26 protein-coding genes are annotated in these 26,610 nt (G+C 74.8%); 14 read left to right on the top strand and 12 right to left on the bottom strand.

Features of this window, described 5'->3' with window-relative positions; genetic code table 11:
• The first annotated feature begins 71 nt into the window (after nucleotides 1–71).
• The 4 genes from aroA (at nucleotide 72) to OMK64_RS05525 (ending at nucleotide 4,204) form a co-directional block, all read left to right on the top strand.
• Nucleotides 72–1,391, top strand: a complete 1,320-nt coding sequence (gene aroA / locus OMK64_RS05540; protein ID WP_272727081.1) for a 3-phosphoshikimate 1-carboxyvinyltransferase — start codon at nucleotides 72–74, stop codon at nucleotides 1,389–1,391.
• A complete protein-coding gene (gene rsgA / locus OMK64_RS05535) occupies nucleotides 1,391–2,476 on the top strand; it encodes a ribosome small subunit-dependent GTPase A (protein WP_272727080.1) in 1,086 nt (361 codons plus the stop codon). Before aroA ends, rsgA begins: the two co-directional genes overlap by 1 nt.
• Before the next feature lie 28 nt (nucleotides 2,477–2,504).
• Complete coding sequence (locus tag OMK64_RS05530) at nucleotides 2,505–3,302, top strand: inositol monophosphatase family protein (protein WP_272727079.1); 798 nt, start codon at nucleotides 2,505–2,507, stop codon at nucleotides 3,300–3,302.
• A gap of 167 nt (nucleotides 3,303–3,469) precedes the next feature.
• Nucleotides 3,470–4,204, top strand: a complete 735-nt coding sequence (locus OMK64_RS05525) for a class I SAM-dependent methyltransferase (RefSeq protein ID WP_272727078.1) — start codon at nucleotides 3,470–3,472, stop codon at nucleotides 4,202–4,204.
• A gap of 13 nt (nucleotides 4,205–4,217) precedes the next feature.
• Here the strand turns inward: OMK64_RS05525 and OMK64_RS05520 are convergent, their stop codons facing one another.
• The 5 genes from OMK64_RS05520 to OMK64_RS05500 form a co-directional block, all read right to left on the bottom strand.
• On the bottom strand, nucleotides 4,218–5,144 hold the full coding sequence (locus OMK64_RS05520; protein WP_272727077.1) for a hypothetical protein: 927 nt from the start codon (nucleotides 5,142–5,144) through the stop codon (nucleotides 4,218–4,220).
• Between the two features lie 78 nt (nucleotides 5,145–5,222).
• Nucleotides 5,223–5,936, bottom strand: a complete 714-nt coding sequence (locus OMK64_RS05515) for an HAD family hydrolase (RefSeq protein ID WP_272727076.1) — start codon at nucleotides 5,934–5,936, stop codon at nucleotides 5,223–5,225.
• 38 nt (nucleotides 5,937–5,974) lie between these two features.
• Entirely contained in the window at nucleotides 5,975–7,489 is a 1,515-nt protein-coding gene (gltX, locus tag OMK64_RS05510) for a glutamate--tRNA ligase (RefSeq protein ID WP_272727075.1), read from the bottom strand.
• Between the two features lie 19 nt (nucleotides 7,490–7,508).
• Nucleotides 7,509–8,294, bottom strand: coding sequence for a fumarylacetoacetate hydrolase family protein (locus OMK64_RS05505; RefSeq protein ID WP_272727074.1), 786 nt, complete (start codon nucleotides 8,292–8,294; stop codon nucleotides 7,509–7,511).
• A 16-nt stretch (nucleotides 8,295–8,310) separates the two neighbouring features.
• A complete protein-coding gene (locus OMK64_RS05500) occupies nucleotides 8,311–9,129 on the bottom strand; it encodes a methyltransferase domain-containing protein (RefSeq protein ID WP_272727073.1) in 819 nt (272 codons plus the stop codon).
• 134 nt (nucleotides 9,130–9,263) lie between these two features.
• Between OMK64_RS05500 and OMK64_RS05495 the strand changes: the two genes are divergently transcribed.
• Complete coding sequence (locus OMK64_RS05495) at nucleotides 9,264–10,355, top strand: heparan-alpha-glucosaminide N-acetyltransferase domain-containing protein (protein WP_272727072.1); 1,092 nt, start codon at nucleotides 9,264–9,266, stop codon at nucleotides 10,353–10,355.
• On the opposite strand, the gene OMK64_RS05490 is transcribed toward OMK64_RS05495, so the two are convergent.
• The 3 genes from OMK64_RS05490 to OMK64_RS05480 form a co-directional block, all read right to left on the bottom strand.
• On the bottom strand, nucleotides 10,332–10,517 hold the full coding sequence (locus OMK64_RS05490; RefSeq protein ID WP_272727071.1) for a hypothetical protein: 186 nt from the start codon (nucleotides 10,515–10,517) through the stop codon (nucleotides 10,332–10,334). The genes OMK64_RS05495 and OMK64_RS05490 overlap by 24 nt on opposite strands.
• Nucleotides 10,514–11,998, bottom strand: coding sequence for a glycosyltransferase family 2 protein (locus tag OMK64_RS05485; RefSeq protein ID WP_272727070.1), 1,485 nt, complete (start codon nucleotides 11,996–11,998; stop codon nucleotides 10,514–10,516). Before OMK64_RS05485 ends, OMK64_RS05490 begins: the two co-directional genes overlap by 4 nt.
• 232 nt (nucleotides 11,999–12,230) lie before the next feature.
• On the bottom strand, nucleotides 12,231–12,617 hold the full coding sequence (locus OMK64_RS05480; RefSeq protein WP_272727069.1) for a DUF1304 domain-containing protein: 387 nt from the start codon (nucleotides 12,615–12,617) through the stop codon (nucleotides 12,231–12,233).
• 116 nt (nucleotides 12,618–12,733) lie between these two features.
• On the opposite strand from OMK64_RS05480, the gene OMK64_RS05475 reads away from it, so the two are divergent.
• The gene (locus OMK64_RS05475) at nucleotides 12,734–13,633 is read left to right on the top strand and encodes a 3-methyladenine DNA glycosylase (protein ID WP_272727068.1); all 900 of its coding nucleotides are present in this window, start codon (nucleotides 12,734–12,736) and stop codon (nucleotides 13,631–13,633) included.
• Between the two features lie 120 nt (nucleotides 13,634–13,753).
• Entirely contained in the window at nucleotides 13,754–14,980 is a 1,227-nt protein-coding gene (locus OMK64_RS05470; protein WP_272727067.1) for an acyltransferase family protein, read from the top strand.
• A 3-nt stretch (nucleotides 14,981–14,983) separates the two neighbouring features.
• Here the strand turns inward: OMK64_RS05470 and OMK64_RS05465 are convergent, their stop codons facing one another.
• On the bottom strand, nucleotides 14,984–15,682 hold the full coding sequence (locus OMK64_RS05465) for a hypothetical protein (protein WP_272727066.1): 699 nt from the start codon (nucleotides 15,680–15,682) through the stop codon (nucleotides 14,984–14,986).
• A gap of 208 nt (nucleotides 15,683–15,890) precedes the next feature.
• Nucleotides 15,891–16,853 (bottom strand): oxygenase MpaB family protein, encoded by a 963-nt coding sequence (locus OMK64_RS05460; RefSeq protein WP_272727065.1) that lies wholly within the window; start codon nucleotides 16,851–16,853, stop codon nucleotides 15,891–15,893.
• 156 nt (nucleotides 16,854–17,009) lie between these two features.
• On the opposite strand from OMK64_RS05460, the gene OMK64_RS05455 reads away from it, so the two are divergent.
• On the top strand, nucleotides 17,010–18,119 hold the full coding sequence (locus OMK64_RS05455; protein WP_272727064.1) for a right-handed parallel beta-helix repeat-containing protein: 1,110 nt from the start codon (nucleotides 17,010–17,012) through the stop codon (nucleotides 18,117–18,119).
• Nucleotides 18,120–18,195: 76 nt separating this feature from the next.
• Here the strand turns inward: OMK64_RS05455 and OMK64_RS05450 are convergent, their stop codons facing one another.
• On the bottom strand, nucleotides 18,196–18,930 hold the full coding sequence (locus tag OMK64_RS05450) for a glutamine amidotransferase (RefSeq protein ID WP_272727063.1): 735 nt from the start codon (nucleotides 18,928–18,930) through the stop codon (nucleotides 18,196–18,198).
• 157 nt (nucleotides 18,931–19,087) lie between these two features.
• On the opposite strand from OMK64_RS05450, the gene OMK64_RS05445 reads away from it, so the two are divergent.
• The 4 genes from OMK64_RS05445 to OMK64_RS05430 all read left to right on the top strand — a co-directional run bounded on the left by OMK64_RS05445 (nucleotide 19,088) and on the right by OMK64_RS05430 (nucleotide 24,753).
• Nucleotides 19,088–20,179, top strand: a complete 1,092-nt coding sequence (locus tag OMK64_RS05445; RefSeq protein WP_272727062.1) for a right-handed parallel beta-helix repeat-containing protein — start codon at nucleotides 19,088–19,090, stop codon at nucleotides 20,177–20,179.
• 31 nt (nucleotides 20,180–20,210) lie between these two features.
• Nucleotides 20,211–21,326 carry a right-handed parallel beta-helix repeat-containing protein gene (locus OMK64_RS05440; protein WP_272727061.1) on the top strand — a complete coding sequence of 372 codons (1,116 nt, stop codon included), beginning with the start codon at nucleotides 20,211–20,213 and terminating at the stop codon, nucleotides 21,324–21,326.
• A 117-nt stretch (nucleotides 21,327–21,443) separates the two neighbouring features.
• Nucleotides 21,444–23,996 (top strand): DEAD/DEAH box helicase, encoded by a 2,553-nt coding sequence (locus OMK64_RS05435; protein ID WP_272727060.1) that lies wholly within the window; start codon nucleotides 21,444–21,446, stop codon nucleotides 23,994–23,996.
• A 142-nt stretch (nucleotides 23,997–24,138) separates the two neighbouring features.
• Nucleotides 24,139–24,753: a VIT1/CCC1 transporter family protein gene (locus tag OMK64_RS05430; protein WP_272727059.1), complete on the top strand. Its 615-nt coding sequence runs from the start codon at nucleotides 24,139–24,141 to the stop codon at nucleotides 24,751–24,753.
• A gap of 28 nt (nucleotides 24,754–24,781) precedes the next feature.
• Here OMK64_RS05430 and OMK64_RS05425 read toward each other — a convergent pair whose 3' ends face one another.
• Nucleotides 24,782–25,180: a YccF domain-containing protein gene (locus OMK64_RS05425; protein ID WP_272727058.1), complete on the bottom strand. Its 399-nt coding sequence runs from the start codon at nucleotides 25,178–25,180 to the stop codon at nucleotides 24,782–24,784.
• An 85-nt stretch (nucleotides 25,181–25,265) separates the two neighbouring features.
• Between OMK64_RS05425 and ybaK the strand changes: the two genes are divergently transcribed.
• Together ybaK and OMK64_RS05415 are read left to right on the top strand one after the other, a co-directional pair.
• Nucleotides 25,266–25,769, top strand: a complete 504-nt coding sequence (gene ybaK / locus OMK64_RS05420) for a Cys-tRNA(Pro) deacylase (RefSeq protein WP_272727057.1) — start codon at nucleotides 25,266–25,268, stop codon at nucleotides 25,767–25,769.
• 29 nt (nucleotides 25,770–25,798) lie between these two features.
• Nucleotides 25,799–26,566 carry a YggS family pyridoxal phosphate-dependent enzyme gene (locus tag OMK64_RS05415; RefSeq protein ID WP_272727056.1) on the top strand — a complete coding sequence of 256 codons (768 nt, stop codon included), beginning with the start codon at nucleotides 25,799–25,801 and terminating at the stop codon, nucleotides 26,564–26,566.
• Nucleotides 26,567–26,610 lie beyond the last annotated feature (44 nt).

Genomic DNA, 26,610 nt, shown 5'->3' with positions numbered 1-26,610 from the left:
TGCGCCTCGCGACGGGCCCGTCGGGTGGGCGCGCGGGTCGGTGCGGCGGCCGTCCTCGGTAGCCTGGCGCCATGACGGCCCTCGACGCGCACCCGCACCCCACCGCCGCGCTCTGGTCCGCCCCGCAGGCCTCCGGACCGCTCGACGCGCTCGTCGAGGTGCCGGGGTCGAAGTCGCTGAGCAACCGCTACCTCGTGCTCGCCGCGCTCGCGGAGGGACCGAGCCGGCTGCGCGCCGTGCTGTCCTCGCGCGACACGCGCCTCATGGCGGCGGCGCTCCGGACGCTCGGCGTCGGCGTCGAGGAGGGCACGGACTGGCTCGTCTCGCCCGCTCCCCTGCGTGGTGACGTGACGATCGACTGCGGGCTCGCCGGGACCGTCATGCGCTTCCTGCCCGCGGTCGCCGCGCTCGCCGACGGGCCTGTCCGCTTCACGGGCGACCGCGAGGCGCTCGTCCGCCCGATGGGCCCCGTCATCCAGGCGCTGCGCGCGCTGGGCGTGCGCGTCGACGAGCACGGCGAGCCCGGTCACCTCCCGATCACCGTGCACGGCCGGGGGTCCGTCCGCGGCGGCCAGGTCGACGTCGACGCGTCCGGGTCGAGCCAGTTCGTCTCGGGTCTGCTGCTCGCGGGCGCCCGGTTCGAGCAAGGGCTGACGGTCCGGCACACGGGCCGCACGCTGCCGAGCCTCCCCCACATCGAGATGACCGTCGACGTGCTGCGCGCGGCGGGCGTCGACGTCGACGACTCCCGGCCCGACATCTGGCACGTCGCACCGGGACCGATGGCCGGCCGCGACGTGCGCGTGGAGCCGGACCTGTCGAACGCGGGCGCGTTCCTCGTCGCGGCGCTCGCGGTCGGCGGCACGGTGCGCGTGCCCGGCTGGCCCGCGACCACGACCCAGCCGGGCGGGCTCCTGCCTGGCATCCTCGAGCGCATGGGCGCGACCACGCGCCTCGACGGCGACGTGCTGTCCGTGACGGGGACGGGGACGGTGCACGGCGTCGACCTCGACCTCAAGCCCGCGGGCGAGCTCGCCCCGACGATCGCGGCGCTCGCCGTCTTCGGCGACTCCCCCACGCGGCTGCGCGGCATCGCGCACCTGCGCGGCCACGAGACCGACCGGCTCGCGGCGCTCGCGAGCGAGATCACCCGGCTCGGCGGGCAGGCCGAGCAGACCGCCGACGGGCTCGTCATCACGCCGCGCCCGCTCACCGGCAGGGTCTGGCGGACGTACGCGGACCACCGCATGGCGACCGCGGGCGCGCTCGTCGGGCTGCGCGTGCCCGGCGTCCAGGTCGAGGACGTCGCGACGACCGGCAAGACGCTCCCCGACTTCGTGGCGATGTGGCAGGGCATGCTCGGGGCCGACGCGGGGACCGGGGCCGCCTGATGCCGACGCGCCGCTACGACGAACGGGACGTGCGCATCCGTCCCGGACGCGGGACGCGGCCGCGCACGAAGATCCGGCCCGAGCACGCCGACGCCGAGACCGCGCTGGTCACGGGCGTCGACCGGGGGCGGTACGCGGTCCTCGTCGACCCGGACGGTCCCGGCGAGCGGCGCGCGACCGCGATGAAGGCGCGCGAGCTGGGCCGCGAGCGGGTCGTGCCCGGCGACCGCGTCGACGTCGTCGGCGACACCACGGGCGACGACGGCTCGCTCGCGCGGATCGTGCGGATCACCGAGCGCCGGACCGTGCTGCGGCGCACGGCCGACGACACAGACCCGGTCGAGCGGGTCATCGTCGCCAACGCCGACCAGCTCGTGATCGTCACCGCGCTCGCCGACCCCGAGCCGCGCACGCGCATGATCGACCGCTGCGTCGCCGCGGCCTACGACGCGGGCATGGACGTCCTCCTCGCGCTCACCAAGGCCGACCTCGCGGACCCCGCCGCGCTCGTCGCGATGTACGCGCCGATCGGCGTCCGGGTCGTCGTCACGCGCACCGAGGGTCCGCGCGACGAGCGCGTCATCCACGGCTTCGACGACCTGCGTGCCGCGCTCGACGGGCGCACGTCCGTCCTCGTCGGGCACTCCGGGGTGGGCAAGTCGACGCTCGTCAACGCGCTCGTGCCCGACGCGGCGCGCGCGACCGGCGCGGTCAACGACGTCACCGGCCGCGGGCGGCACACGTCGACCTCGGCGGTCGCGCTGCGCGTGCCGGGCACCGACGCGCCGACGTGGGTCATCGACACGCCCGGCGTGCGGTCGTTTGGGCTCGCCCACGTCGACCCCGCGCACCTCCTGCACGCGTTCGCCGACCTGTCCGAGGTGGCCGAGGAGTGCCCGCGCGGCTGCACGCACGCCGACGACGCCCCCGACTGCGCGCTCGACGACTGGGTCGCCGACGCGCCCGACGAGGCGACGCGCGACGCGCGGGCCGCCCGCGTCGAGTCGTTCCGCCGGCTGCTCGCGAGCCGGCTGGGCTCGGCCGACCCCGACCCGCGCGAGTCGCGCGAGACCGCACGCCCCTGACCTGGGGGGCGGCGCTACGGTGTCCGCCATGAGCCTGCGCCCCGGGTACGACGACGACCTGCGCCTCGCGCACGTGATGGCCGACCAGGTCGACTCCCTCACGATGTCGCGGTTCAAGGCGCAGGACCTGCGCGTCGAGACCAAGCCGGACCTGACGCCGGTGTCCGACGCGGACCGCGCGGCCGAGGAGCTCATCCGCGGGCAGCTCGCACGCGCCCGGTCGCGCGACGCGGTGCAGGGCGAGGAGATGCCCGACACGGGGCACGGCCCGCGGCGCTGGGTGGTCGACCCGATCGACGGCACGAAGAACTTCGTGCGCGGCGTGCCCGTGTGGGCGACCCTCATCGCGCTGATCGACGGCGACGAGGTCGTCGTGGGGCTCGTGAGCGCCCCGGCCCTGGGCCGGCGCTGGTGGGCCGCGCAGGGGTCCGGCGCGTGGACGGGTCGCTCGCTCGCGTCGGCGACGCGCATGCACGTCTCGGGCGTCGACCGGCTCGAGGACGCGTCGCTGTCCTACTCGTCGCTGTCCGGCTGGGAGGAGGAGGGACGGCTCGACGGCTTCCTCGCCCTCACCCGGCGGGTGTGGCGCACGCGCGCGTACGGCGACTTCTGGAGCCACGTGCTCGTCGCCGAGGGCGCGGTCGACCTCTCCACGGAGCCCGAGCTCGCGCTGCACGACATGGCCGCGCTCGTGCCGATCGTCACCGAGGCCGGCGGGCGGTTCACGTCGGTGCGCGGTGTCCCCGGACCCTTCGGCGGGTCCGCGCTGGTGAGCAACGGGCTCCTGCACGACCAGGCCCTTGAGCTGCTCGACCCGATGCCCTGAGGTCACGGACGCGTCCGCTGCCGACCGCGCTCGCGCGGGCCCGCGTCCAGCACCTCAGGGGCGTCGCCCCGGCAGGTGAGGCGCGTCCACGCGTCGTAGCGTCGACCCCCAGGGGTGTCTCCCGCCGCGCGCTGGACCGCCCCGTCGAGCGGCCGAGAGGGGACCAGATGGACGTTCGGGCGGAGCGAGCCGCGTCGTTCGAGCACGGTGTCGCGGCGTACCAGGCGGCGCGACCGACCTACCCCGACGACGTCGTGCGCTGGTGCGTGCCGCACGACGCGCGCGACGTGCTGGACGTGGCCGCGGGCACCGGCAAGCTCACCGCCCGGCTCGTCGCGTTCGGCTACGACGTGCTCGCCGTGGAGCCGTCGGACGCGATGCGTGCCGAGCTCGAGCGGACCGTTCCCGAGGCCGACGCCCGCCCCGGCACGGCCGAGGCGACGGGCCTGCCGGACGCGTGCGTCGACGCCGTAACCGTCGCGCAGGCCTGGCACTGGTTCGACGCGCACGCCGCGTCTGCCGAGGTGGCGCGCGTCCTGCGCCCGGGCGGGCGGGTCGCCGTCCTGTGGAACGTGCGCGACGCGCGCACCGACTGGGTGGCGCGCTGGACGGAGATCGTGCACACGGGCGACCCGCTCGACACGAGCGCGCACGAGCCCGACCTCGGACCGGCGTTCGGCCCGCCCGAGCACCGCGAGACGTCCTGGTCGTCGCGCCTGCGCACGGCCGACCTGCGCGTCCTCGCCGCGAGCCGCAGCCACCTCCTGACGCTGCCCGCCGACGAGCGCGACGCGCTGCTCGACCGCGTCGACGACCTCGTCGCGCACCACCCCGACCTGCGCGACCGCGACGAGGTGGAGGTGCCGTACGTGACGCGCGCGTGGCGGGCGACGCTGCGCTGAGCGGCGCCGGCAGTCAGCCGACCAGGCCGAGCGCCGCCATCGCATCGGCGAACGCCCCGGTGACGAGCACCGCGATCCCGCCGTCCTCGCCCGGCCCGGTGATCTGCTGGAGCGTCCCGTCGGGCGCCCGGTAGAACACCTCGGGGCTGACCGGTCCCGGTCCGTCGAACTCCCCGCGCGCCAGCTGGATGAGGGTCGACATCGCGTGCGTCACCTCCGGCCCGGCGAGCACGTGCACCGCGAGCAGGTGGCGGTTCGGGACGGCGACGAGAGCGCCGTGCGCGGGACGCTCCAGGTGCAGGTGCGACGCCAGCAGGTCGTCGAGGAGCAGCAGCCGGCTGGCGCCGAAGAGGTCGTCGGAGGCGAAGACGTGCACCTCGGCCCCGCGGGCCGGCCGGAGCACCTGGTGATCGGGCGCCGGGAGGGCGCGCAGGTTCGCGATCGCATACGGCTCGACGGCAGCCCAGCCGCCGAACGTCGCGAGGTCGGAGACCGTCGAGACGTGCGTCGGGAAGTCGAGGCACGCGCGCACCACGAGACCGGGGCCGAGGTCCGGCCCTGCGTCCGCGCCGGGGTCGCGCGGCGCGTGCGCCGGGTCGTCGGGCAGCACCCGGGCGACGACGATCCCGATGATTTCCTCCAGCGTCTCGGGCTCGCGGACGTCGCGCATCGTCAGGAGGCCGCGGACGTGCGTCGCGACCACCGCGTCACGCTCGCGACGCGGCGCCGTCGCGACCATCGCCGCGAGGTTGCCGAGCCCGTACACGTGCCCGTCGGTGGCGACCAGGTGGTCCCCGCGCGCCTCGACCGCCACACCGGCGGCGGCGAGCTCGGCGACGACCCGCGCGCGGAGCCAGTCCGCCTGCTCGGCGCCCAGCGACGGCAGGTCGGGGTCGGGACTGTCGGCGGCACGGTCACGCCCACGGGAGAAGAGGCCCATGCCGCGCGAGTGTAGAGACGTCGCCGGGACGGCTTGCCCGGCGACGCCTCGGCAGCCGGGTGATCCTGCCGGCGCCGCTCAGACGCCCAGCACCTCGGGCAGCTCGCTGAGGCTGCGGATCGTGCGGACGTCGGCCGCGGCGATCTGCTCGTCGGTGATCGGGTGCCGGCGACCGTCGGGCCGGTCGAGCCACACGCCCACGAGCCCGGCCGCGCGCGCCGCGGCCGCGTCGACGTCGAGCTCGTCGCCCACGTACGCGGTGCGCGCGGGATCGGTGCCGAGCAGCCGGCACGCCTCCGCGAACACGCGCGGGTCGGGCTTGCCGAAGCCGAGCGTGTCGACGCCCACGAGCATCGGCACCCGGTCGACGAGCCCGACGCGCTCGAGCTTGGCCGTCTGGTACGCGACCGACGCGTTCGACAGCGCCCCGACCGCGACGCCCGCGGCGAGCAGCGCGTCGACGACCGCCTCGGCGTCGTCGTGCGCGGTCCACGCGCTGCTGAAGCCGTCCTGGAACACCTCGTCCCAGCGCGCGAACGCGTCCTCGTCGAGCGTGCGGCCGCCGAACCGGGCGTGCAGCTCGTTGGCGCGCGCCATCCGCTGCTCCTCGTACCCGGCCTCGCCCCGCGTGTACCGCGCGTAGTGCCCGCTGACGTCGGCACGCCACATCGTGAGGAGCTCGTGGTCGCGCTCGGGCGGCACGTCCGGCAGGTAGCGCCGGGCGATCGCGGCGAGCGCCGACCCGAACGCCCCCCGGGTGTCGACCAGCGTGTCGTCGATGTCGAACAGCACGCCGTCCACGAGCGGCTGCGGCCGACCCGCGGCCGCCGTCACAGCGTCGCGCGGAGCCGGTCGATCCGGGCGAGCGTCGCGTCGCGGCCCAGGATCTCCATCGACTCGAACAGCGGCGGCGACACCCGACGGCCGGACAGCGCGACGCGCAGCGGGGTGAACGCGAAGCGCGGCTTGATGCCGAGCCCGCCCTCGTCGACGAGCGCGGCCTGCAGCACCTCCTGCGTCGCGGCCGTCGTGAAGCCGTCCGCGGGCAGGGCCGCGAGGGCCGCGCGCGACGCGTCGAGCACGGCCGCCGCGTCGTCGCGCAGGGCGCCGCGCGCGTCGTCGGCGACCTCGAGGGCGTCGTCGGCGACGAACAGGAAGCCGAGCATCCCGACCGCCTCGCCGAGCAGCGTGACGCGGGTCTGGATGAGCGGCGCACCCGCGTCGAGCAGCGCACGGTGCTCCGCGGACAGGTCGGCGTACGAGTCGGCCGGGACGAGCCCGCCCGCGTGCAGGTAGGGCACGAGCCGGTCGCGGAAGTCGTCGGGCGCGAGCAGGCGCACGTGCTCGGCGTTGATCGCCTCGGCCTTCTTGAGGTCGAAGCGCGCGGGGTTCGGGTTCACGTCGGCGACGTCGAACGCGTGCGCGAGCTCGTCGAGCGTGAAGACGTCCCGGTCGGGCGCGATGCCCCAGCCGAGCAGCGCGAGGTAGTTGAGCAGGCCTTCGGGCGTGAAGCCGCGCTCGCGGTGCAGGAAGAGGTTGGACTCGGGGTCGCGCTTCGACAGCTTCCGGTTGCCCTCGCCCATGACGTACGGGAGGTGGCCGAACTGCGGCACGACGGACGCGACGCCGAGCTCGACGAGCGCGCGGTACAGCACGACCTGGCGCGGCGTCGACGACAGCAGGTCCTCACCGCGCAGGACGTGCGTGATGCCCATGAACGCGTCGTCGACGGGGTTGACCAGCGTGTACAGCGGGTGGCCGTTCGCGCGGACGATCACGTAGTCCGGCACCGATCCGGCCTTGAACGTGATCTCGCCGCGCACCAGGTCGGTGAACGTGACGTCCTCGTCGGGCATGCGCACGCGCAGCACGGGCGACCGGCCCTCGGCGCGGTACGCCGCCTTCTGCTCGTCGGTCAGGTCACGGTCGAACCCGTCGTAGCCGAGCTTCGGGTCACGACCCGCGGCCCGGTGACGCGCCTCGATCTCCTCGGGCGTGGAGAACGACTCGTACGCGTACCCGCCCTCGACGAGGCGGCGCACGACGTCGGCGTACAGGTCGTAGCGCTGCGACTGCCGGTACGGCGCGTGCGGGCCGCCGACCTCGACGCCCTCGTCCCAGTCCAGCCCGAGCCAGCGCAGCGCGTCGAGCAGCTGCAGGTAGCTCTCCTCCGAGTCCCGCTCCGCGTCCGTGTCCTCGATGCGGAACACGAACGTCCCGCCCGTCTTCCGGGCGTACGCCCAGTTGAACAGCGCGGTGCGGATGAGACCGACGTGCGGGGTGCCGGTCGGCGACGGGCAGAAGCGGACGCGCACGGCGGAGCCGGCGGGGGCGGGGGTGGTCACGGGTACAGGTTAGTTGCGGCTAGTTCCGGCGGAGGACCGGGTTGCGCAGGACGCCGATGGACTCGACCTCGACCTCGACGACGTCGCGGTCGACGATCGGGCTCACGCCGGCGGGCGTGCCGGTGAGGATGACGTCGCCGGGCAGCAGCGTGAACACCTCGGAGACGTACGACACCAGGTACGCGGTGTCGAAGACCATCTGCGACGTGCGGCCGTCCTGCTTGGTCTCGCCGTTGACGCGCGCGGTCACCGCGAGGTCGTCGACGTCGAGGCCGGGGACGATCCAGGGGCCGATCGGGCACGAGCCGTCGAAGCCCTTCGCACGGGTCCACTGCAGGTCGCTGCGCTGGATGTCCCGCGCGGTCACGTCGTTCGCGACGGTGAACCCGAAGACGTGGTCGAGGGCGCGCTCGGGGCTCACGTCCTTGGTGACCTTGCCGATCACGACGGCGAGCTCGGCCTCGTGCTCGACGTGCTCGGTCCAGTCGGGCAGGACGATCGGGTCATCGGGGCCGATCACGGACGTGTTCGGCTTGAGGAACAGCAGCGGCGACGTCGGGACCTCGTTGCCGTGCTCGGCCGCGTGGTCGGCGTAGTTGCGGCCGACGCCGACGATCTTGGAGCGCGGGATGACGGGCGCCAGCAGGCGGACGCCGTCGTCGTCGAGGCGGCGCCGCTCCCCCGTCGGCTGGATCGGCGTGTAGATCGGGTCGCCGGTGAGGACGACCAGCTCCTCCGCGCCGGGGTCGCCCTCGACGACGGCGTAGCGCGGGTCCTGACCTGTGGTGAAGCGGGCGATGCGCACGTGGCCAGCCTACGTGTCAGGCGCGCGCGACGACCTCGCCGTGCAGCACGGCGAACCAGCCGTCGGGCTCGGCGCCCCACTCGTGCCACGCGTCGGCGAGCAGCTCGAGGCCGACCTCGTCGGCGAGGTGGTGGTCGATGGCCTGCGCGGCGAAGTTCGACTTGGTGCAGCGGTCGGCCCACAGGTCGGCCCACCACGTGCGGTCCTCGGGGGTCGCGTAGCACCACACGCCCGCCGACGGCGCGATGCCGGCGGGGTCGAAGCCCGCAGCGCGCACCCACGACAGGAGGCGACGGCCCGCGTCGGCCTCGGCGCGGTTCGCCTCGGTGACCTCCTGGTACAGCGCCTGCCACTCGTCGAGCCCGGGCGACGGCGGGTACCACGTCATGCCGGAGTAGTCGGCGTCGCGGACGGCGACGACGCCGCCCGGCCGGGCGACGCGGCGCATCTCGCGCAGCGCGGCGACGGGGTCGGACAGGTGCTGGAGGACCTGGTGCGCGTGCACGACGTCGAAGGAGTCGTCGGGGAACGGCAGCTCGTAGGCGTCGGCGACGTCGAACGTGACGTCGGTCCCGGCGTCGGCCGCGGCGGTGCGTGCGACGTCGATGACCTTCGCGGAGACGTCGACGCCGACGACCCGCCCGGGTGCGACGCGCGCCGCGAGGTCGATGGTCACCGAGCCCGGCCCGCAGCCGACGTCGAGCAGGCTCTGCCCCGGCGTCAGGTGGGGCAGCAGGTACGCCGCGGAGTTCTCGGCGGTGCGCCAGCGGTGCGAGCGGAGCACCGACTCGTGGTGCCCGTGCGTGTAGACGTCGGCGTGGACGGGGGTGTTCACATCAGACTCTAATCACCTGTGCGGAGTCGGTTTCAAGGCACGGGACGAATCGTTCCGAGGCTTGAGACCAGCCGGTCCGAGGCGCGAGCGCGGCGCACGGTCCGTCACACGGGCCGGGACGGCATGATCGACCCATGCGCCGCATCGCCGGAGTCGACGTCGCCCGCGGCCTGGCCGTGCTCGGCATGATGACCGCCCACGTCGGTCCCGACGACGCGGACTCGCGCGTGCTGCCCGGCGGCTTCGCGCAGCTCGCCGACGGCCGCCCGTCGGCGCTGTTCGTCGTCCTCGCGGGCATCGGCCTCGCGCTGCTGTCCGGCGGCGCCTCGCCCGTCGTCGGCACGCGGCTCGTGCAGGCACGGCTGCGGGTCCTGGTGCGCGCGGTCCTGCTGTTCGTGCTCGGCGAGCTGCTCGTCATGCTCGGGACGCCCGTCGCGGTGATCCTGCCGACCTACGCGGTGCTGTTCGCCATCGGCTGCCTCGCGCTGCGCTGGTCCGTGCGGACCCTGCTGGTCGTCGCGGCTGCGGTCGCCGTCGTCGGCCCGGTCCTCCGCGCGGCGCTCGAGGCCGGGCTGGCGGCGTGGCAGCCACGGCCCACGCTGCTCGCGGAGATCGCCGTCGGGCACTTCTACCCGGCCGTCGTGTGGCTCGCGTACCTGTGCGCGGGCCTCGCGGTCGGCCGGTGCGACCTGCGCTCCCGCCGGGTGCGGCTCGTCGCCGCGGGCGTCGGCGCGGGGCTCGTCGTCGTCGGGCACGTGGGCGCGTGGGTCGCGCGGGACGCGCTCGGCTGGCCCCCGTCGATCGCGACGACCGAGCCGCACTCGTCGTCGACGTTCGAGGTGCTCGGCAACACGGGCGTCGCGCTGCTCGTGCTCGTCGCGTGCCTCGTCGTCGCCGAGGCGGCCCCGGGCCTGGTCAGCCCCGTCGCGGCCGTCGGCGAGCTCGCGCTGTCCGCGTACACCGTCCACGTCGTCGTCATCGCGGTGCTGGGCGAGGGCGTCGTCTACGCGCCGGCCGTCGCGTCGTGGCTCGCGTTCCTCGTCACCACGACCGTGCTGTGCTGGTCGTGGCGCGCCGCGCTGGGCCGCGGTCCCTTCGAACGCGTCCTGCACGGCGTCTCGACGCGCGCCGCGGACGTGCGCCCCGACATGCTGCCCGACGCGCCCGCCCCGCAGGAGGCGGGTGTCGGCGCCCGGCCCGGGTCAGGAGAAGAGCACCGTCCGTAGCACCAGCACGACGACCGTGAGAGCGCCCGCGACCAGCGCGATCGGCACGAGCCGCCGCTCGGCCCGCAGGTTCACGCGGATCTCGTCCTCGAGCGCGTCGGGCGCGAGCGTCGCCCACCAGGCCGCGCGCTCCTCCTCCGTGCGTGACGTCGGGGTGCTCATGCCGCCACCGTGCCCTTCTTCTCGGTCTTGTCCCACACCTGCGCGGCGCCCTGCCACTCCTTCAGGTACGCGTCCGCGGAGACGGCGCACAGCACCGGCCCGTAGCCGACGAGGTAGATGAGGAAGCGCACCGCCCGCCGCCCCCCCGGCACGCGCTCGAGCTGCTTGAGGCCCCACGCGCACACCATCGAGAGCACCGGCCAGGCGTACAGCAGCAGCGTCCACGCGGTGACCGCGACAGGCCCCAGCTGGACGTCGAGCGCCGCCGGGATCCGCTCGTCCCACAGCCCGGGGACGAACACCGCGGCCATGATGACGAGGAAGCCCAGGCCGGGGAACATCAGCGCCTCGAGCCACGACCGGCGGGCGGTCTGCCGGTCGAGCATGAGGGTCGTCGCCGTGATGAACACGTACGCGGTGATCGCCGCCCACCACAGCGCCTGGAACATCCACGTCGCGAGCAGCTCGTCCAGGAGGAACAACCCGATCAGGCCGACGCTCGCCGCCGTCATGAAGAACGGCAGCAGGTAGATCGCGAACCACATGAAGCCGAACACGAACGACCCGAGCCGGTGCTGCCGCGTCGGCCGGAACCACATCCGCCGGAACCGGCTGGAGATCTGCACGTTGCCGCGCCCCCACCGCAGGCGCTGCTTCCACAGCCCCGTGACCGAGTCGGGCTCCTCCGCCAGCACCACCGCGGACGGGTCGAACACCACGAGGCGCCCGTCGAGCTGCGTCATGAACGTCGTCATCGTGTCCTCGGCCAGCGTCGAGGTGTCGACCTGCCCGCCGATCGCCTCGATGTTGACGCGCGAGTGCAGCTGCGCACCGCCCGCCAGGCAGTCCATCGCGCCCACGACGTTCTCCGCGCGGCGTGCGGCCGCCTGGCCCGTCACGTACTCGTAGCCGATGAACCGCGTCACGGCGCTCGGCCGGCGCGACCCCTCCCGGATGTACGCCGACACCGCGCCGACGCGCGGGTCCGCGAGGTGCCGCGTCATGCGGCGCAGCGAGTCCGGCCGGTAGACGACGTCGGCGTCCATGATGAGCAGCGCCTCCATCCAGTCGTCCGCGAGCGCGCGCCGGATCCCGTGGTTGAGGGTGTGCGCCTTGCCCTGCCCGCCCTTCTCGCGCCGCAGGTGGACGATCTGCCCGGGGAACCGCTCGGCGACCGCGCCCACGACCGCGGGCGTGTCGTCGGTGCTCGCGTCGTCGATGACGAAGACCCGCAGCCGGTCGGGCGGGTACTCGAGCGCCATGAGCCGCTCGAGCGACGCCGTCAGGACGGGTGCCTCGTTCCACGCGGGGATGAGCACGACCACGCGCGGCAGGTACGCGCCCGCCCGGCGCAGGTGCGAGCGCACCGCGTGGAACGGGACGATGCCGTACAGCACGATGCCCCCGACGACGGGGATGAGCGCCGTGGCCACGCAGGCCACGAGCAGCGCGACGAGCACGTCGCGCAGGATGTCGACCATCGGTCCTCCGGTCCGTCACGGGACGACCTGCCGCGCCCGCGACGTCGTGCTGCCGTTCAGCGACGCCCCCTGCCGCACGCCCCTGCCCGCCACGCTATCCACGGCTGCGCCGCCTCGCCGCGCGCAGCGACGGCGCGTCGCCCGGACGCCCGCAGCCATGCGTGACCTCGGCGCGTGGCCGACGCCGCGTCCTGGACCACCACGCCGTCGACCTGACGAGGGAGGACCCGCCTCACGCCGCGAGCGCGACGACGGCGGCCACGACGGCGAGCAGCGGGATCGTGCCCTGCGACGCCGCGGCCCGCACCATCCGGCGGTCGGTCGCGACCAGGACGAGCGCTGCGGCGAGCATCGAGCCGCACGCGAGCAGCACCAGCGCGAGGCCGACGTCGTCGGGTCCGGTCGCGGCGACCAGCACGCCGACGAGGGCCCCGATCGCGAGGAACAGGTTGTAGAAGCCCTGGTTGTACGCCCACGCTCGCACCGCGGGCACGTCCTCGGTCCGGGTGCGGAACCGCTGGTGGACCTCGGGACGGTCGAACCGCAGCGACTCGAGCACGAAGATGTAGACGTGCAGGAGGCCCGCGAGCGCGGCGAGGACCAGGGCGACGGTGAGCACGAGGACAGTGTGTCGGTCGGCCCGCGGCGCACGCCAGGCGGACCGAGGCCGGCAGCGGCGGCCGGGCGACGCGCGGCCGCGTCGGGAGCACCGACGGGCCGACCTACCCTGGAGACGTGACCACGACCGCCGACGCGCCGCCGCTCGCGCTGCCGGCCGCACGGTGGCAGGCCCTCGCCGCCGCGCACGCCGAGCGCGCCGACGCGTTCACCGCCGCGCACCGCGCGCGGCGGCAGCGTGGCGAACGGCACGCGATCGAGGACTTCCTGTTCGAGTACTACCCGACGAAGCCCGCGACGTTGCGCCGCTGGCACCCGGGCGTGGGCGTCGCGCTCGGGCCGGACGACGGCACGCCCGCGCCGCACGCGGGGTGGCGCTGGTACCGCACGGGCGACGACAGGACGGTTGCGCTCGACGTCGAGGCGTTCCTCGCCGAGCGGGACGACACGGTGCGGTTCGTCGCGGGGCTGCTCGCGGCCACGCTCGACCGGCCCGCGTTCACCGGGTGCTTCGGGCTGCACGAGTGGGCGATGGTGTACCGGGAGGGCGACGACGCGCACCGTCACCCGCTGCCGCTGCGGCTCGGCGGTGCGGGCACCGACGCGGTCGTCGAGTCGCACCGGATCCGCTGCTCGCACTTCGACGCGTTCCGCTTCTTCACGCCCGACGCGGTCGCGCGCAACACGCTCCGGCCGACCCGCGAGGACCAGGTCGCGCTCGAGCAGCCGGGGTGCCTGCACGCGGGCATGGACGTCTACAAGTGGGCGCTCAAGCTCGGCCCCGCCGTCCCGGGCGACCTGCTGCTCGACTGCTTCGCGCTCGCACGCCGCATCCGCACGCTCGACATGCAGGCGTCGCCCTACGACGTCACGTCCTACGGCCTGCCGCCGGTCGCGATCGAGACCGTCGACGGCAAGGCGGAGTACGTCCGACGCCAGCGCGAGCACGCGGTCGCGGGCAACGCGCTGCGCCGACGGCTGCTCGACGTGTGCCACGCGCTCGCGCGCGTCCTCTAGCCCTCCCGGCACGAGCCGGCGAGGGGTCGGCGGGTGAAATGGTGGCGGCGGGCGCTGCGACCGGGTGATATCCGGACGATCCGGACACGCGCCCCGGTCGCGCGTCTAGCGTCGTCCGACGTGACGCACACCTCCGTCGACACCGGCCGGCGGCAGACGTCGCGCCTGGCGTCCCTCGACGGCCTGCGCGGCGTCGCCGCCCTCGTCGTCGTCGTCCACCACAGCTTCCTCACGTCCGCCGTGCTGCTCGGGCCCTACCTCAAGGACCCCGTGCGGTTCGAGCCGTGGACGTGGCAGTGGATCCTCACGGCGACGCCCCTGCACCTCCTGTGGGACGGCACCAGCGCGGTCTTCGTGTTCTTCGTCCTGTCCGGGCTCGTGCTCGCGCTCCCGGCGGCGTCGGGGACGCCCGCGCGCTGGGACGTCTACTACGTGCGCCGACTCCTGCGCCTCTACCTGCCGGTGTGGGGGTCGCTCGCGTTCGCGTGGGTGACCACCGTCCTCGTCGACCGGCACCAGGGTCTGGGCTCGACGTGGCTCCAGCACCGCGAGGCGTACTCGCTGTCCGGGCTGCCCCGCGACGCCCTGCTCGTCGGCGGCGTCGACGCCCTCAACGGCTCGCTCTGGACCCTGCAGTGGGAGGTGATCTTCTCGCTGCTGCTGCCGTTCTACCTGCTGGCCGCGCGGCTGCTGCGCCGGTGGCTGCCCGCGGTCGCGGTGCTGCTGCTCGCGCTCGTGGGCGTTGGCTGGGTCGTCAACGCGCTCGGCCCGCTGCGCTACCTGCCCGTGTTCGGGCTGGGCGTCGTCATGGCGTTCGAGCGCGATCGCCTGGGCCGGGTCGCCGCCGCGCTCGACGCGCGCCGGCACGCATGGGCCGTCGCCTACGGCGCCGTCGCGGTCGCGGTGAGCGCGTACTGGATGATCTTCCTGGTGACGACGCCGAGCGAGCTCGTCGCGGCGTTCGGTCACACGACCGGGGTCGCCGGCGCCGCGCTCGCGGTGTTCTGCGCGTGGCACGGGCCGGCGCTGCGTCGCGTCCTGGAGTCCCCGCCCGTCCAGTGGCTGGGTACGCGCTCGTTCAGCCTCTACCTGGTCCAGGAGCCCGTCGTGGCGGCCGTGGCGATCTCCTGGACGGTCACCGTGGGCCCGCTCCTGACGGCCGCGGTCGCCGTGCCGGTCTCGCTCGCGTGCGCCGCGCTGTTCTACGTCGTCGTCGAGCGCCCGTCGCACCGGCTGTCGCAGCGCGCGGGCCGCGCGGTCGCCCGCCGACGCACGGCTCCCGCCGCACCCGTCGACGCAGCCCCCGCCTCCCAGGCCACGGCCGAGGGGCTCCCGGTCACGCGCTGAGCGTCAGCCCGCATCCCGGACCGGGCGCGGCTCGCGTCGTCCGGGCCGCCACGCGGCCACGCGCCGCAGGATCGTCGCGCGACGCGGCAGGACCGTCAGCGCGTCCGCCGGCAGGCGGTGCAGCGCGGCGGCGTACTGGTCCGGACGGAGCCGCGCCACGACCGACGTGCCCTCGTCGTTCGCCTCCAGCAGCGAGTCGCCGATCCCACGGGCTCCCCAGACGTCCGCGGTGAACACGTGCGGCACGACCGCCCGGAAGGCCGCCCACACCGCGTCGTCCAGCGCCAGCCAGTCCACCGTGCGGTACCGGGTGTCGGCGGGCAGCCCCGCGGCGGCCCGGAGCACGGCCGACGCGGCGCTCGCCTCCGGCGTCCAGCTCCGCGCGTCGCCCTCGGGCAGGTCGAACGCGACCGCGACCGCGTCGGACCGCACCGCGTCGAGCAGGGTCCCGAGACCGGCCGCGCGCGAGGCCGGGCCGAGGGTGACGACGAAGTCGACGCGCGGCGCTGCGTCGGCGATCGCGCGCGGCGCGTGCACCTCGCACGCCGTCGGCCGGTCGCCGTGCTCCACGTCGAGCACGCACCGCGCGCACGCGCCGACGACCGAGGCGGCGTGCAGCGCCCCCGGGTGCTCGGCCCACGCGTGCCGGCACGCCGTGCACACGGCCCGCGCGCGGGTCGCCCGCTCATCGCTCGACGCCATGGACCACCGTCCTCCGGCCCGCGGCGGCCGCGCTGCCGGACCGCCAGCCTCATCATGGTCCCGACGCAGGACGAAGGGGACGGTTCCGGCGGAACGACCACCCGACCGGCCCTCTCGGGTGACGGATCCACCCGGCAGGGTCGACGGACTCCCGGCCGGTGCCGCCGCTCCCCGTGCCACGGCGGGGACGAGCGGCGGCTGACGGTCGTCAGCGACCCGGCGCGGCCAGCGCGTCGTCGCCGTACGTCACCCGGCCCGAGGCGTCGGCGGCGAGCAGCCACCGGATCGCGCGCGTCGCGCCGCCGCCCGCGGCCGTGTCCACGCGTCGCCGGAGCCGGCCCGGACGCGCCATCCCGAGGTCGTCGAGCGCCCACCCCGGCAGGGACGCGACGGCGGCACGGGCGAGCCCGACGTAGCCGGCGCGCATCGTCACCGGGACGGGCGGCTCGTGCAGGAGGAAGTGCGCGGCGTCGCGTGCCGCGGCGCTCGGGCCGAGGACCGGGCGGAAGTCCTCGATCGCGTCGGCGAGGCCCGCCACCGTGGTCGGCACGTCGGCGGCACCGAGCGCCCGGCCCACGACGGCGGCCTGCGCGACGTACTCGTCGGCGCCGCGGTCGTCGAGCGGGTACCTGCCGTAGCGGCGGTGGGCGCGCAGGAAGCTGTCGATCTCCGCGATGTGCACCCAGCGCAGCAGCTGCGGGTCGTCCGCCGCGTACGCGACGCCGTCGGGGGTCGTGCCGCGGATGCGCCGGTGCACCGCGCGGACCCGCTCGACCGCCGCCTCCGCGTCGTCGGCCGTGCCGAACACCGTCTCGGCGAGGAACGTGCTGGTGCGGGCGAGCCGCCCCCACGGGTCGCCCCGGTAGCCGGAGTGCGCGCCGACGGCCGCCATCGCCGCCGGGTGCAGCGACTGCAGCAGCAGCGCCCGGATCCCGCCGACGAACATCGACGCGTCGCCGTGGACGGTCCGGATCGCGCTCCCCGGCGGGAACCACCGCGGTCCGGGCGTGCCGTGGATCCGGTCGCGCTGCTCGACGCCGTCGGGCCCGGCGACGCGCAGGAAGAGGCGGGTGCCGACCTCGCGCCGGGCGGTCGCGACCCAGGCCGCGGGCCGGAGCTGCCGCGCCCCGGGTACGGACCGGTGGGTGGTGCGGTCGTCGGTCGTCGTCATGCGGCCGATCGTCTCCCGGCGCCCCGTCGGCCGCGAGCGCACGTTTCACCCGCAGGACCGGTCCCAACCGGTTGTTACCGGACATCGCAGACAGGCACGCTCGACCGATCGCGCCCGCGGCACCGACGCCGTCGGCCGTCACACCAGGGGGTCCGCATGCGACGTCGTCCGCTCGTCCTGTCCACCGTCCTCGCACTGGGTGCCGCACTCGTCGCGACGCCGGCGTCCGCACGCCCGCCCCAGCCGACGTGCGGGGAGACCCTCACCCGGAGCACCACGCTGCTGGCCGACCTGGTGTGCACGAGCGCGCCGGGCCTGCGGCTGGCCCCGGGCGTGACGCTCAACCTGGGCGGCCACACCCTGCGCGGGCCCGGGAGCGGGAACGGCGTCGAGGTCGCGTGGAGCGGCCCGGTCGTGGTGCGCAACGGCACGGTCGCCGGTTGGGGCTCCGGGATCGACACGTGGGCCGACGCCGACCCGGACGACCCCGGCGTCGAGGACGGCCCGCTCACGGTCACGCGGGTCACGTTCGAGGACGCGCGCGTCGGGGTCGACGCGTCGGGCGAGTCGGGCACGGGCCGGTACCGCAAGGCCACAGTGATCGAGCGGTCGACGTTCCGCTCGCTCGAGATCGCGGTCGAGGGCGGCTGGTTCGCAGAGGTGGACGTGCGCGCGTCGACCTTCAGCGACAACGCGTCGGGCGTCTGGAGCGGCGGCAGCGCGACCGTCACGGACAGCACGTTCACGCGGAACGGCGTCGCCGTGCGCGGTGCGGACGCGGGTCTCACCGTCACGCGCTCGACGTTCCTGGACAACGGGACGGGCGTGGGCTCGCTGTACAACGCCTTCGCGACGGTCGAGGCCAGCCGGTTCGTCGGCAACGGCGTGGGCGTCGACACGGCCAACGGGCTCGGCGCGGTCGTGCGCGACTCCCGCTTCACGTCCAACGACCTCGGCGTGGGCGTGGGCGAGCTCGGCGTGCGCGTCGAGGGCAACGACCTGCGGGGCAACGGCGTCGGGATCGGTACACGGGTCCCGGACGCCGTCGTCTACGACGCGACCATCCTCGACAACACGCTGCGCCTCAACGGTGACGGCATCGTCATCGAGAACGGCGACGCGTCCGTGCAGGTCGGCGGCAACGACGTCCGGCGCAGCACCGGCAAGGGGATCTGGACGCCCGGCGTCACGGACCTCGGCGGCAACGTCGCGCGGGGCAACGGCACCGAGCCGCAGTGCGTCGGCGTGGTCTGCGCGGCGTCCTGACCGCGAGATCGCGCCTCGGCTGGGCGGGCGCGCGGGCGGGCACCGGCGCCGCCCGCGCGCCCGAGGGCCGCTGCGGTCAGTCGCGCGCGTACCGCCGGACGAACGCCGCGAGGATCCGCGGAGGCGCCCACACGTCGGCGCCCCGGACGCCCGCGAGCACGGCGTCGGCCTCGTCGGGCCTGAAGTACCCGTACTCCCGGTAGACGCGGATGCGGGTCGAGATGCCGTCGACGTCGAGCTCGGGGTGGAACTGCGTCGCGTAGAGGTTCGTGCGGACGCGGAACATCTGCACGGGGCAGGCGGGCGACGACGCGAGCAGCGTCGCGGTGGGCGGCAGCACGCGGCACGCCTCCTTGTGCCCGACGAACGCGTCGAACGCGTCGGGCACGTCCGCGAGCAGCGGGTCGGCGCGGCCGTCGGGGGTGAGCGTCACACGGACCGCGGAGATCGGCTCGGCGTGGAGACGGTCGATGACGCCGCCCTGGTGGACTCCGAGGGTGCCCACGCCGTAGCACGCGCCGAGGAACGGCAGGTCGCGCTCGACGACCTCGTCGAGCAGCGCCGACATCTCCGCCTCGACGCGGACCTGCACCGCGGACTTCTCGTCCTGCGGGGTGCTCGCGTCGAACGGGCTGCCGCCGACGAGGACACCGGACACCGCGTCGAGGTCGATCCGGGGCATCGGCGCCGCCTCCAGGCGGACCCGACGCAGCTCGTCGGCGCGCAGGCCGCCGTACGTGAGCATCGCCGCGTACTCGGCGTCGGCGGCGACATCCTGCGCCCGCGTCGCGAGCAGCACGAACGGCTTCATGCGTCGAGCGTGCCACCGGCGCCGCGCGCGTTCTCGCCGGGTGCGTTTCACCCGGGCGAAGACCGGGCATATCGGACACGGCGCCGTGTCCTCGCCGCCAGACTGGCGCCGACCGCCCTGGGTCCTCCGGGGCGCCGCGCTCACAGGGGGATCCACCATGCGCCTGACGTCCGTGCTGTCCTGTCTCGTCCTCGCGGCCGGCGGAGTGCTCGTCGCCGCACCGTCGCACGCGGCTGCGCCCGTGCCGGGCTGCGGCGCGGTGCTCACGAGCGACTCGCGCCTCACCGCCGACCTGACGTGCCCCAGCGGGGACGGGCTCACGCTCTCCCCCGGGGTCACGCTCGACCTGCGCGGTCACACGCTCCGCGGGTCCGCGACGGCGACCGGGATCGTCCTGCCGAACGTCGGCGACGTCACGATCCGCAACGGCACGGTCGCCGGGTGGGGCGCCGGCGTGCAGACGTACGACGTGTGGGACGAGGTCGGCGGGACCGCGACGATCACCAAGGTCACGTTCCGCGACAACGGCCGCGGCGTCGACGCGTCCGGCCGCCTGGGCGGGACGGGCAAGGTGCACGAGATCAGCCGCTCGACGTTCGCCGACAACGGCTCGGGCGTGGGTGCGGTGTACGGCGGCGCGCACGTGGTGCGCTCGACGTTCACCGGCAACGGCACCGCGCTCGACTTCATCACCGGCGGCGTCTCGCTCGAGGACTCGCGCGTCGAGGGGAACGGGACCGCGCTGAGCTGCGACGAGTCGGGGTGCGAGGTCCGCCGCTCGACCCTGGCCGACAACGGCGTCGGCGTGAGCGTGCGCACGTTCGGCGCGGACGTCTACGACAGCACGCTCCGCGGCAACGACACCGCGTTCACGTCGTTCGGCGTGTGGGGCCACAGCACGGTCCAGGGCAGCAGGCTCCTCGACAACGGGACCGCCGTCACGCTGTCGACGAGCAACGCGACGCTGCGCGACAACACGTTCCGCGGCAACGAGCTCGGCTTCACGACGGACGGCGGCCTGCCGGACTTCACCGCGACGCTCGTCGGCAACCGGTTCGTGCGGAACGTCGACGCGATCGTCTTCGAGGCGCCCGGCACGTCGCTGCAGGACAACGTCGCGAACGACAACGAGCGCTGGGGCATCTACGCACCCAACGCGACCGACCTGGGCGGCAACCGCGCGCGCGGCAACGGCTACGAGCCGCAGTGCGTGGGTGTCGTCTGCCCGACCGGCGGGCCGCGGTCCTGAGCACGTCCGACACATCACCAGGGGGAACCACATGCGTCTCACGTCCATGCTGTCCGGGGCCGCGCTCGCGGCCGGCGCCGTCCTCGTCGCCGCACCCGCGCACGCGCTCGTCGACCCCGTGCCCGGCTGCGGCACGCTGCTCACGACCGACTCCGTGCTCACCGCCGACCTCACGTGTCCTGCCGGCGCGGGCGGGCTCGAGCTCGCGGAGGGCGTCACGCTCGACCTCGGCGGCCACACCCTGCGCGGCCCGGGCTCCGGCATCGGGGTGAAGGTCCAGGTGCTCGGCGACGCCGGCGTCCGCAACGGGACCATCGCGGGCTGGGGCACCGGCATCCGCAACGACGAGCCCGAGTTCGAGATCGACGGGGTCGTCACGATCGCCGACGTCACGTTCACCGAGAACGGCACGGGCGTCGACCCGTCCGGCCGGTGGGGAGCCTCCGGCAAGACGTACGAGGTGAGCGACTCGACGTTCACCTCGAACTCCGAGGGCATCGGCGCGTTCTACGGCTACGCGCACGTCGTGCGGTCGGTCTTCACGGGGAACGCGTCCGCCGTGAGCCTCATCACGGCGGGGGTGTTCATCGAGGACTCGCGCATCGAGAACAACTCGACAGGCCTGTACTGCGACGAGTCCGGCTGCCGCGTGCACCGCTCGACGCTCGCCGACAACGGCGCGGCGTTCGACGTCCGGACGTTCGGGGCCGAGGTCGTCGACTCGGTGCTCGAGCGCAACGACGTCGCCCTCCGCTCGTTCGGGGCGTGGGGTGCGAACTACGTGAGCGGGTCGGAGATCCTCGACAACGGCACGGGGATCGACCTGCAGTCGAGCTCGGCACGCGTGCTCGACAACGTGTTCCGCGGCAACGGCCTCGCGTTCACGACGGACGGCACGGACCCGACGTGGTTCGCCGAGACGCTCGTGCGCGGCAACCTGTTCGAGCGCAACGACGACGCGATCTTCTTCGACGAGATCGAGGGCGGCCCGAACACCCGCCTCACGAAGAACACCGCGAACGACAACCGGGGCTGGGGCATCCACGCGCCCGGCGTGGTCGACGGCGGCGGCAACAAGGCCAAGGGCAACGGCAACCAGCCGCAGTGCGTGGGCGTCGTGTGCAAGGGCTCCAAGCCGCGGTCGTGACCGCGCGCCCGGGCCGGTGCGGGACCGTCCCCGTGCCGGCCCGGGCGACCTGACCCCGACGGCCCCGGCCGCGACGGGGGCACGGGACCGTGCGTTCGCGTGGGAGCATCGACCGCGATGAGCACCGCGACCCTCGCCGAGCGGATCCCCGCCGACCCGACCGACGCCGACGCGCTCTACGAGGCGTTCACGGGGTGGGCCGCCGACCGCGGGCTCGCCCTGTACCCGCACCAGGAGGAGGCGCTGCTCGAGCTCGTGACAGGCGCGCACGTGATCCTGTCGACGCCGACGGGTTCGGGGAAGTCGCTCGTCGCGACCGCCGCGCACTTCGTCGCGCTGGCCCAGGGCCGCCGCACGTACTACACCGCGCCGCTCAAGGCGCTGGTCAGCGAGAAGTTCTTCGCGCTCGTCGAGGCGTTCGGCTCGCAGAACGTCGGCATGATGACGGGCGACTCGGCGGTCAACCCGTCGGCGCCGATCATCTGCTGCACCGCCGAGATCCTCGCGAACCTCGCGCTGCGCGACGGCGAGGACGCCGACGTCGGCCAGGTCGTCATGGACGAGTTCCACTTCTACGCGGACCCGCAGCGCGGCTGGGCGTGGCAGGTGCCGCTGCTCGAGCTGCCGCTCACGCAGTTCCTGCTGATGTCGGCGACGCTCGGCGACGTCACGTTCTTCCGCGACGACCTGCACCGCCGCACGGGTCTCGACGTGGCCGTCGTCGCGAACGCGCAGCGCCCGGTCCCGCTCACGTTCACCTACGCGGTCGAGCCGCTGCACGAGCTGCTCGACGAGCTCGTGCAGACGCGCCGCTCACCCGTCTACGTCGTGCACTTCACGCAGAAGGAGGCCGTCGAGCGCGCGCAGTCGCTGCTGTCGACGACGCTCGCGAGCCGCGAGCAGCGGGACGCGATCGCCGCCGAGCTCGGCGCGTTCCGGTTCGGGCCCGGCTTTGGCCGGACGCTGTCGCGCCTGCTCCGGCACGGTGTCGGCGTGCACCACGCGGGCATGCTGCCCAAGTACCGCCGGGTCGTGGAGCGGCTCACGCAGAAGGGCCTGCTGCCCGTCGTGTGCGGCACGGACACGCTCGGCGTCGGCATCAACGTGCCGATCCGGACCGTCCTGCTCACGAGCCTCGTGAAGTACGACGGCGTCCGCATGCGGCACCTGTCGGCGCGCGAGTTCCACCAGATCGCCGGGCGCGCGGGCCGGGCCGGGTTCGACACCGTCGGCGAGGTCATCGTCCTCGCGCCCGAGCACGTCATCGAGAACCGCCGGGCGCTCGAGAAGGCGGGCGACGACCCGCGCAAGCTCAAGAAGATCGTCCGCAAGCAGGCGCCCGCCGGGCACGTGAACTGGACCGACAAGACGTTCGAGCGCCTGCGCGACGCGCCGCCCGAGCCGCTGACGTCGTCGTTCGCCGTCTCGCACGCGATGGTCCTGCACGTCCTGGCCCGGCCGGGCGACCCGGTCGCGCACATGACGCGCCTGCTCACCGACAACCACGAGCCGGAGTCCGCGCGCGGCCGGCACGTGCGCCGTGCGATCGCCGTCTACCGGTCCCTGCGTGCGTCGGGCGTGGTCGAGCGGCCCTGGGTCGAGGACCCGTCGGCGCCGCACGGCCGTCGCCGCGCGGTCCGGCTCACGCAGGACCTGCCCGCCAACTTCGCGCTCAACCAGGCGCTGTCGCCGTTCGCGTTCGCCGCGCTCGACCTGCTCGACCGCGACGACCCCGCGTACGCGCACGACGTCGTCTCGGTCCTCGAGGCGACCCTCGACGACCCGCGCCAGGTGCTCGCGGCGCAGGAGAACCGCGCCCGCGGTGAGGCGGTCGCCGCGATGAAGGCCGACGGTCTCGACTACGACGAGCGCATGGCGCTGCTCGAGGACGTCACGTACCCGAAGCCGCTCGCCGAGCTGCTGGAGGCCGCGTTCACGACGTACCGGCAGACCAACCCGTGGGTCGCCGACCTCGCGCTGTCGCCCAAGTCGGTCGTGCGCGAGATGCACGAGAAGGCGATGACGTTCGCCGAGTACGTGTCGCACTACCAGCTCGACCGCACCGAGGGCGTGCTGCTGCGCTACCTCGCCGACGCGTACCGCGCGCTGCGCCAGACCGTTCCCGAGGACGCGCGCACCGAGGAGCTCTGGGAGATCGTCGAGTGGCTCGGTGACCTGGTCCGCCGGACCGACTCGAGCCTGCTCGACGAGTGGGAGCGGCTGTCGAACCCGCTCGACGAGCCCGGCGCCGACGCCCCCGGCGGCACCGACGACGACACGCCCGAGCCGATCACGGCCAACCCGCGGGTCTTCCGCGCGCTGGTCCGCGGCGCGCTGTTCCGCCGCGTCGAGCTCGTGGCCCGGGAGGCGTACGACGCACTCGCCGCGCTCGGCGACCGTGACGACCAGGGCTCGCCGTGGACGTCGGACCGGTGGGCCGAGGCGCTCGACCCGTTCTACGACGACCACGACCAGGTGCTCACCGGCCCGGCGGCGCGCGGGCCCGCGCTGTTCCAGGTGACCGCGACGTCGACGACGTGGCAGGTCCGGCAGCTGCTCGACGACCCCGAGGGCGACCACGACTGGCGGATCGACGCCGTCGTCGACCTCCCGGGCTCGGACGAGACGGGCGAGGTGCAGCTCCGCGTGACGGCCGTCGGGCCGCTCTGACGGGCTCGCGCCGGCGGCTCGCGCGGGCGCCCCGGCGGCGGTGAGGCGAGGCTCAGTGAGGTAAGGCTCGACTGTGTTTGCGCAGGTCAGGGCAGCCTTTCCTGCGATGACAGGGCCCGGGGCACGTGCCTACGGTGACGCCATGAGCGTCCTGTCGACCCACCTCGTCGGACCGCGTCGCTCCCCCGCCGGGAGCCCTGTCGAGCCGTCCGCACCGACCCCCGAGCCCCTGAGCGCCGGCCGGCTCAACCGGCTGCGCGCCGCCGTCCTGGGCGCCAACGACGGCATCGTGTCCGTCGCCGCCATGGTCGTCGGCGTCGCCGGCGCCGCACCCGCCCGGTCCGCGGTCCTCACCGCGGGCATCGCGGGCCTCGTCGCCGGGGCCCTGTCGATGGCCGCGGGCGAGTACGTGTCGGTCTCGTCGCAGCGCGACGCCGAGCGCGCGGGCATCGCGACGGGCGCGCTCGACGACGACACCGAGCTCACCGACCCGTGGCACGCCGCCGGCGCGTCGCTCGTCGCGTTCCTGGTCGGCGGGCTCGTCCCCGTCCTCGCGGTCCTGCTCGTGCCGACGGCGGGCGCCCGCGTGCCGGTCGTCGCCGCGGCCGTGATCGTCGCGCTCGTCGTCACCGGTGCGCTGAGCGCCCGGGCCGGCAGCGCGCCCGTCCGGCGGGCCGTGCTCCGCAACGTGATCGGCGGCGGGCTCGCGATGGCCGTCACCTACGGCGTCGGCAGCGTCGTCGGGCTCGCGCTCTGACCGGGGCGGCCCCGCGGCGGCGCCGGCGTCAGGAGCCGGAGGCCGCGAACGGGCGGTCCGTCGGCACGATCTCCTTGCCGAGCGGCAGCAGCGACACCGGGATGAGCTTGAGGTTCGCGATGCCCATCGGGATGCCGATGATCGACAGGAACAGCGGGATCGCCGTGACGACGTGCCCGATCGCGAGCCAGATCCCCGCGACGACGACCCAGATGACGTTGCCGATCGTCGACCACGCGCCCGCGGTCGGCTTGTCGACGACCGTGCGGCCGAACGGCCACAGCGCGTACCCGGCGATCCGGAACGACGCGATGCCGAACGGGATCGTGACGATGAGCAGGCAGCACAGCACGCCCGCGGCGACGTACCCGAGCGCGAGCCACAGGCCCGCGAAGACCAGCCAGATGACGTTGAGCAGGGTGTTCACTCCCCCAGCCTCGCACCTCGCGGGCCCCGCGTGACGGCCCGGACGGCCCGACCCTCGCCGGCGCGGTCGTCCTAGGCTGGCGCCCGTGGCCAAGAAGGACGCGAAGCACGCCCCGACCGGCACCCCTGCGCTCGTCGCGCTCGCCGCGGCCGGGGTGCCGCACACCGCGCACCCGTACGAGCACGATCCCGCGAGCGACGTCGGGTACGGGCTCGAGGCCGCGCAGGTGCTCGGGGTCCCTGCCGAGCAGGTCTTCAAGACGCTCATGACGAGCGTCGACGGCCGGCTCACCGTCGCGGTCGTGCCGGTCACCGGGAAGCTCGACCTCAAGGCGCTCGCGCAGGCGGCCGGGGGCAAGAAGGCCGTGATGGCGGCCCGGCCCGACGCCGAGCGTGCGACGGGCTACGTCGCCGGCGGCATCTCGCCGCTGGGCCAGAAGACGGCGCACCCGACCGTCGTCGACGAGACCGTGTGGCTGTTCGACACCGTGTTCGTCTCGGGCGGGCGGCGCGGCCTCGACGTCGAGCTCGCACCCGACGACCTCGTCCGGCTCACGTCCGCGACCGTCGCCGACATCGCGCGCGGCTGAGCGCGGACCGCGCGGTACCGTCTGACGCCGTGACCGACACCGCGCCTGCCGCCGACGACGAGCGCGCCCTGCTGGCCGGCCGCCTCGCCGCCGTGCGCGGGCGCGTCGCGGCGGCCTGCGCCGCGGCCGGGCGTGACCCGGGGGCCGTGCGGGTTCTGCTCGCGACGAAGACGGTCGCCGCCGCGCGCGTGCGTGCCGCGCTGGCCGCCGACGCGACGGCGGTCGCGGCCGACCCGACGCTCGCGCCCGTCCTGATCGGCGAGAACCGCGTCCAGGAGCTCGTGGCGAAGGGGCCGGCGCTCGCCGACCTCGCCCCCGTGACGCACCTGATCGGACCGCTGCAGTCGAACAAGGTGAACGCGGCGCTGCGGTGGGTGTCGTGCGTCGAGTCGGTCGAGTCGCTCGCGCTCGCGCGCAGGCTCTCCGAGCGCTGCACGGACCGCGAGACGCCGCTCGACGTGCTGGTCCAGGTCAACGTCTCCGGCGAGCCGACGAAGCACGGCGTGCCGCTCGAGGCGGCCGCGGACCTCGCGGGCGCGGTCGCGGCGCTGCCCGGCCTGCGCCTCGCGGGGTTCATGACCGTGGGGCTCAGGTCGCCCGACCCGGCCGCTGTCGGCGCGGGGTATGCGGCGCTGGCCACCCTGCGGGACGACGTCGTCGCGTCCGGTGCGTCCGGCACGTCGCAGGCACGCGAGCTGTCGATGGGGATGAGCGGCGACCTGGAGATCGCGGTGCGGCACGGCGCGACGCTCGTCCGCGTCGGCTCGGCGGTGTTCGGGGCGCGTCCGCCGCTCTGACGCGCCGGGCGCCGGTGGGGCCGTGGCACGCGACGGGCGCGGTG

Origin of the sequence: Cellulomonas fimi, from assembly GCF_028527925.1 — a bacterium.
Classification (GTDB): domain Bacteria; phylum Actinomycetota; class Actinomycetes; order Actinomycetales; family Cellulomonadaceae; genus Cellulomonas; species Cellulomonas fimi_C.
The sequence above is the reverse complement of the archived record's forward strand: the minus strand, read 5'-3'. Positions and strand labels throughout refer to the sequence as shown.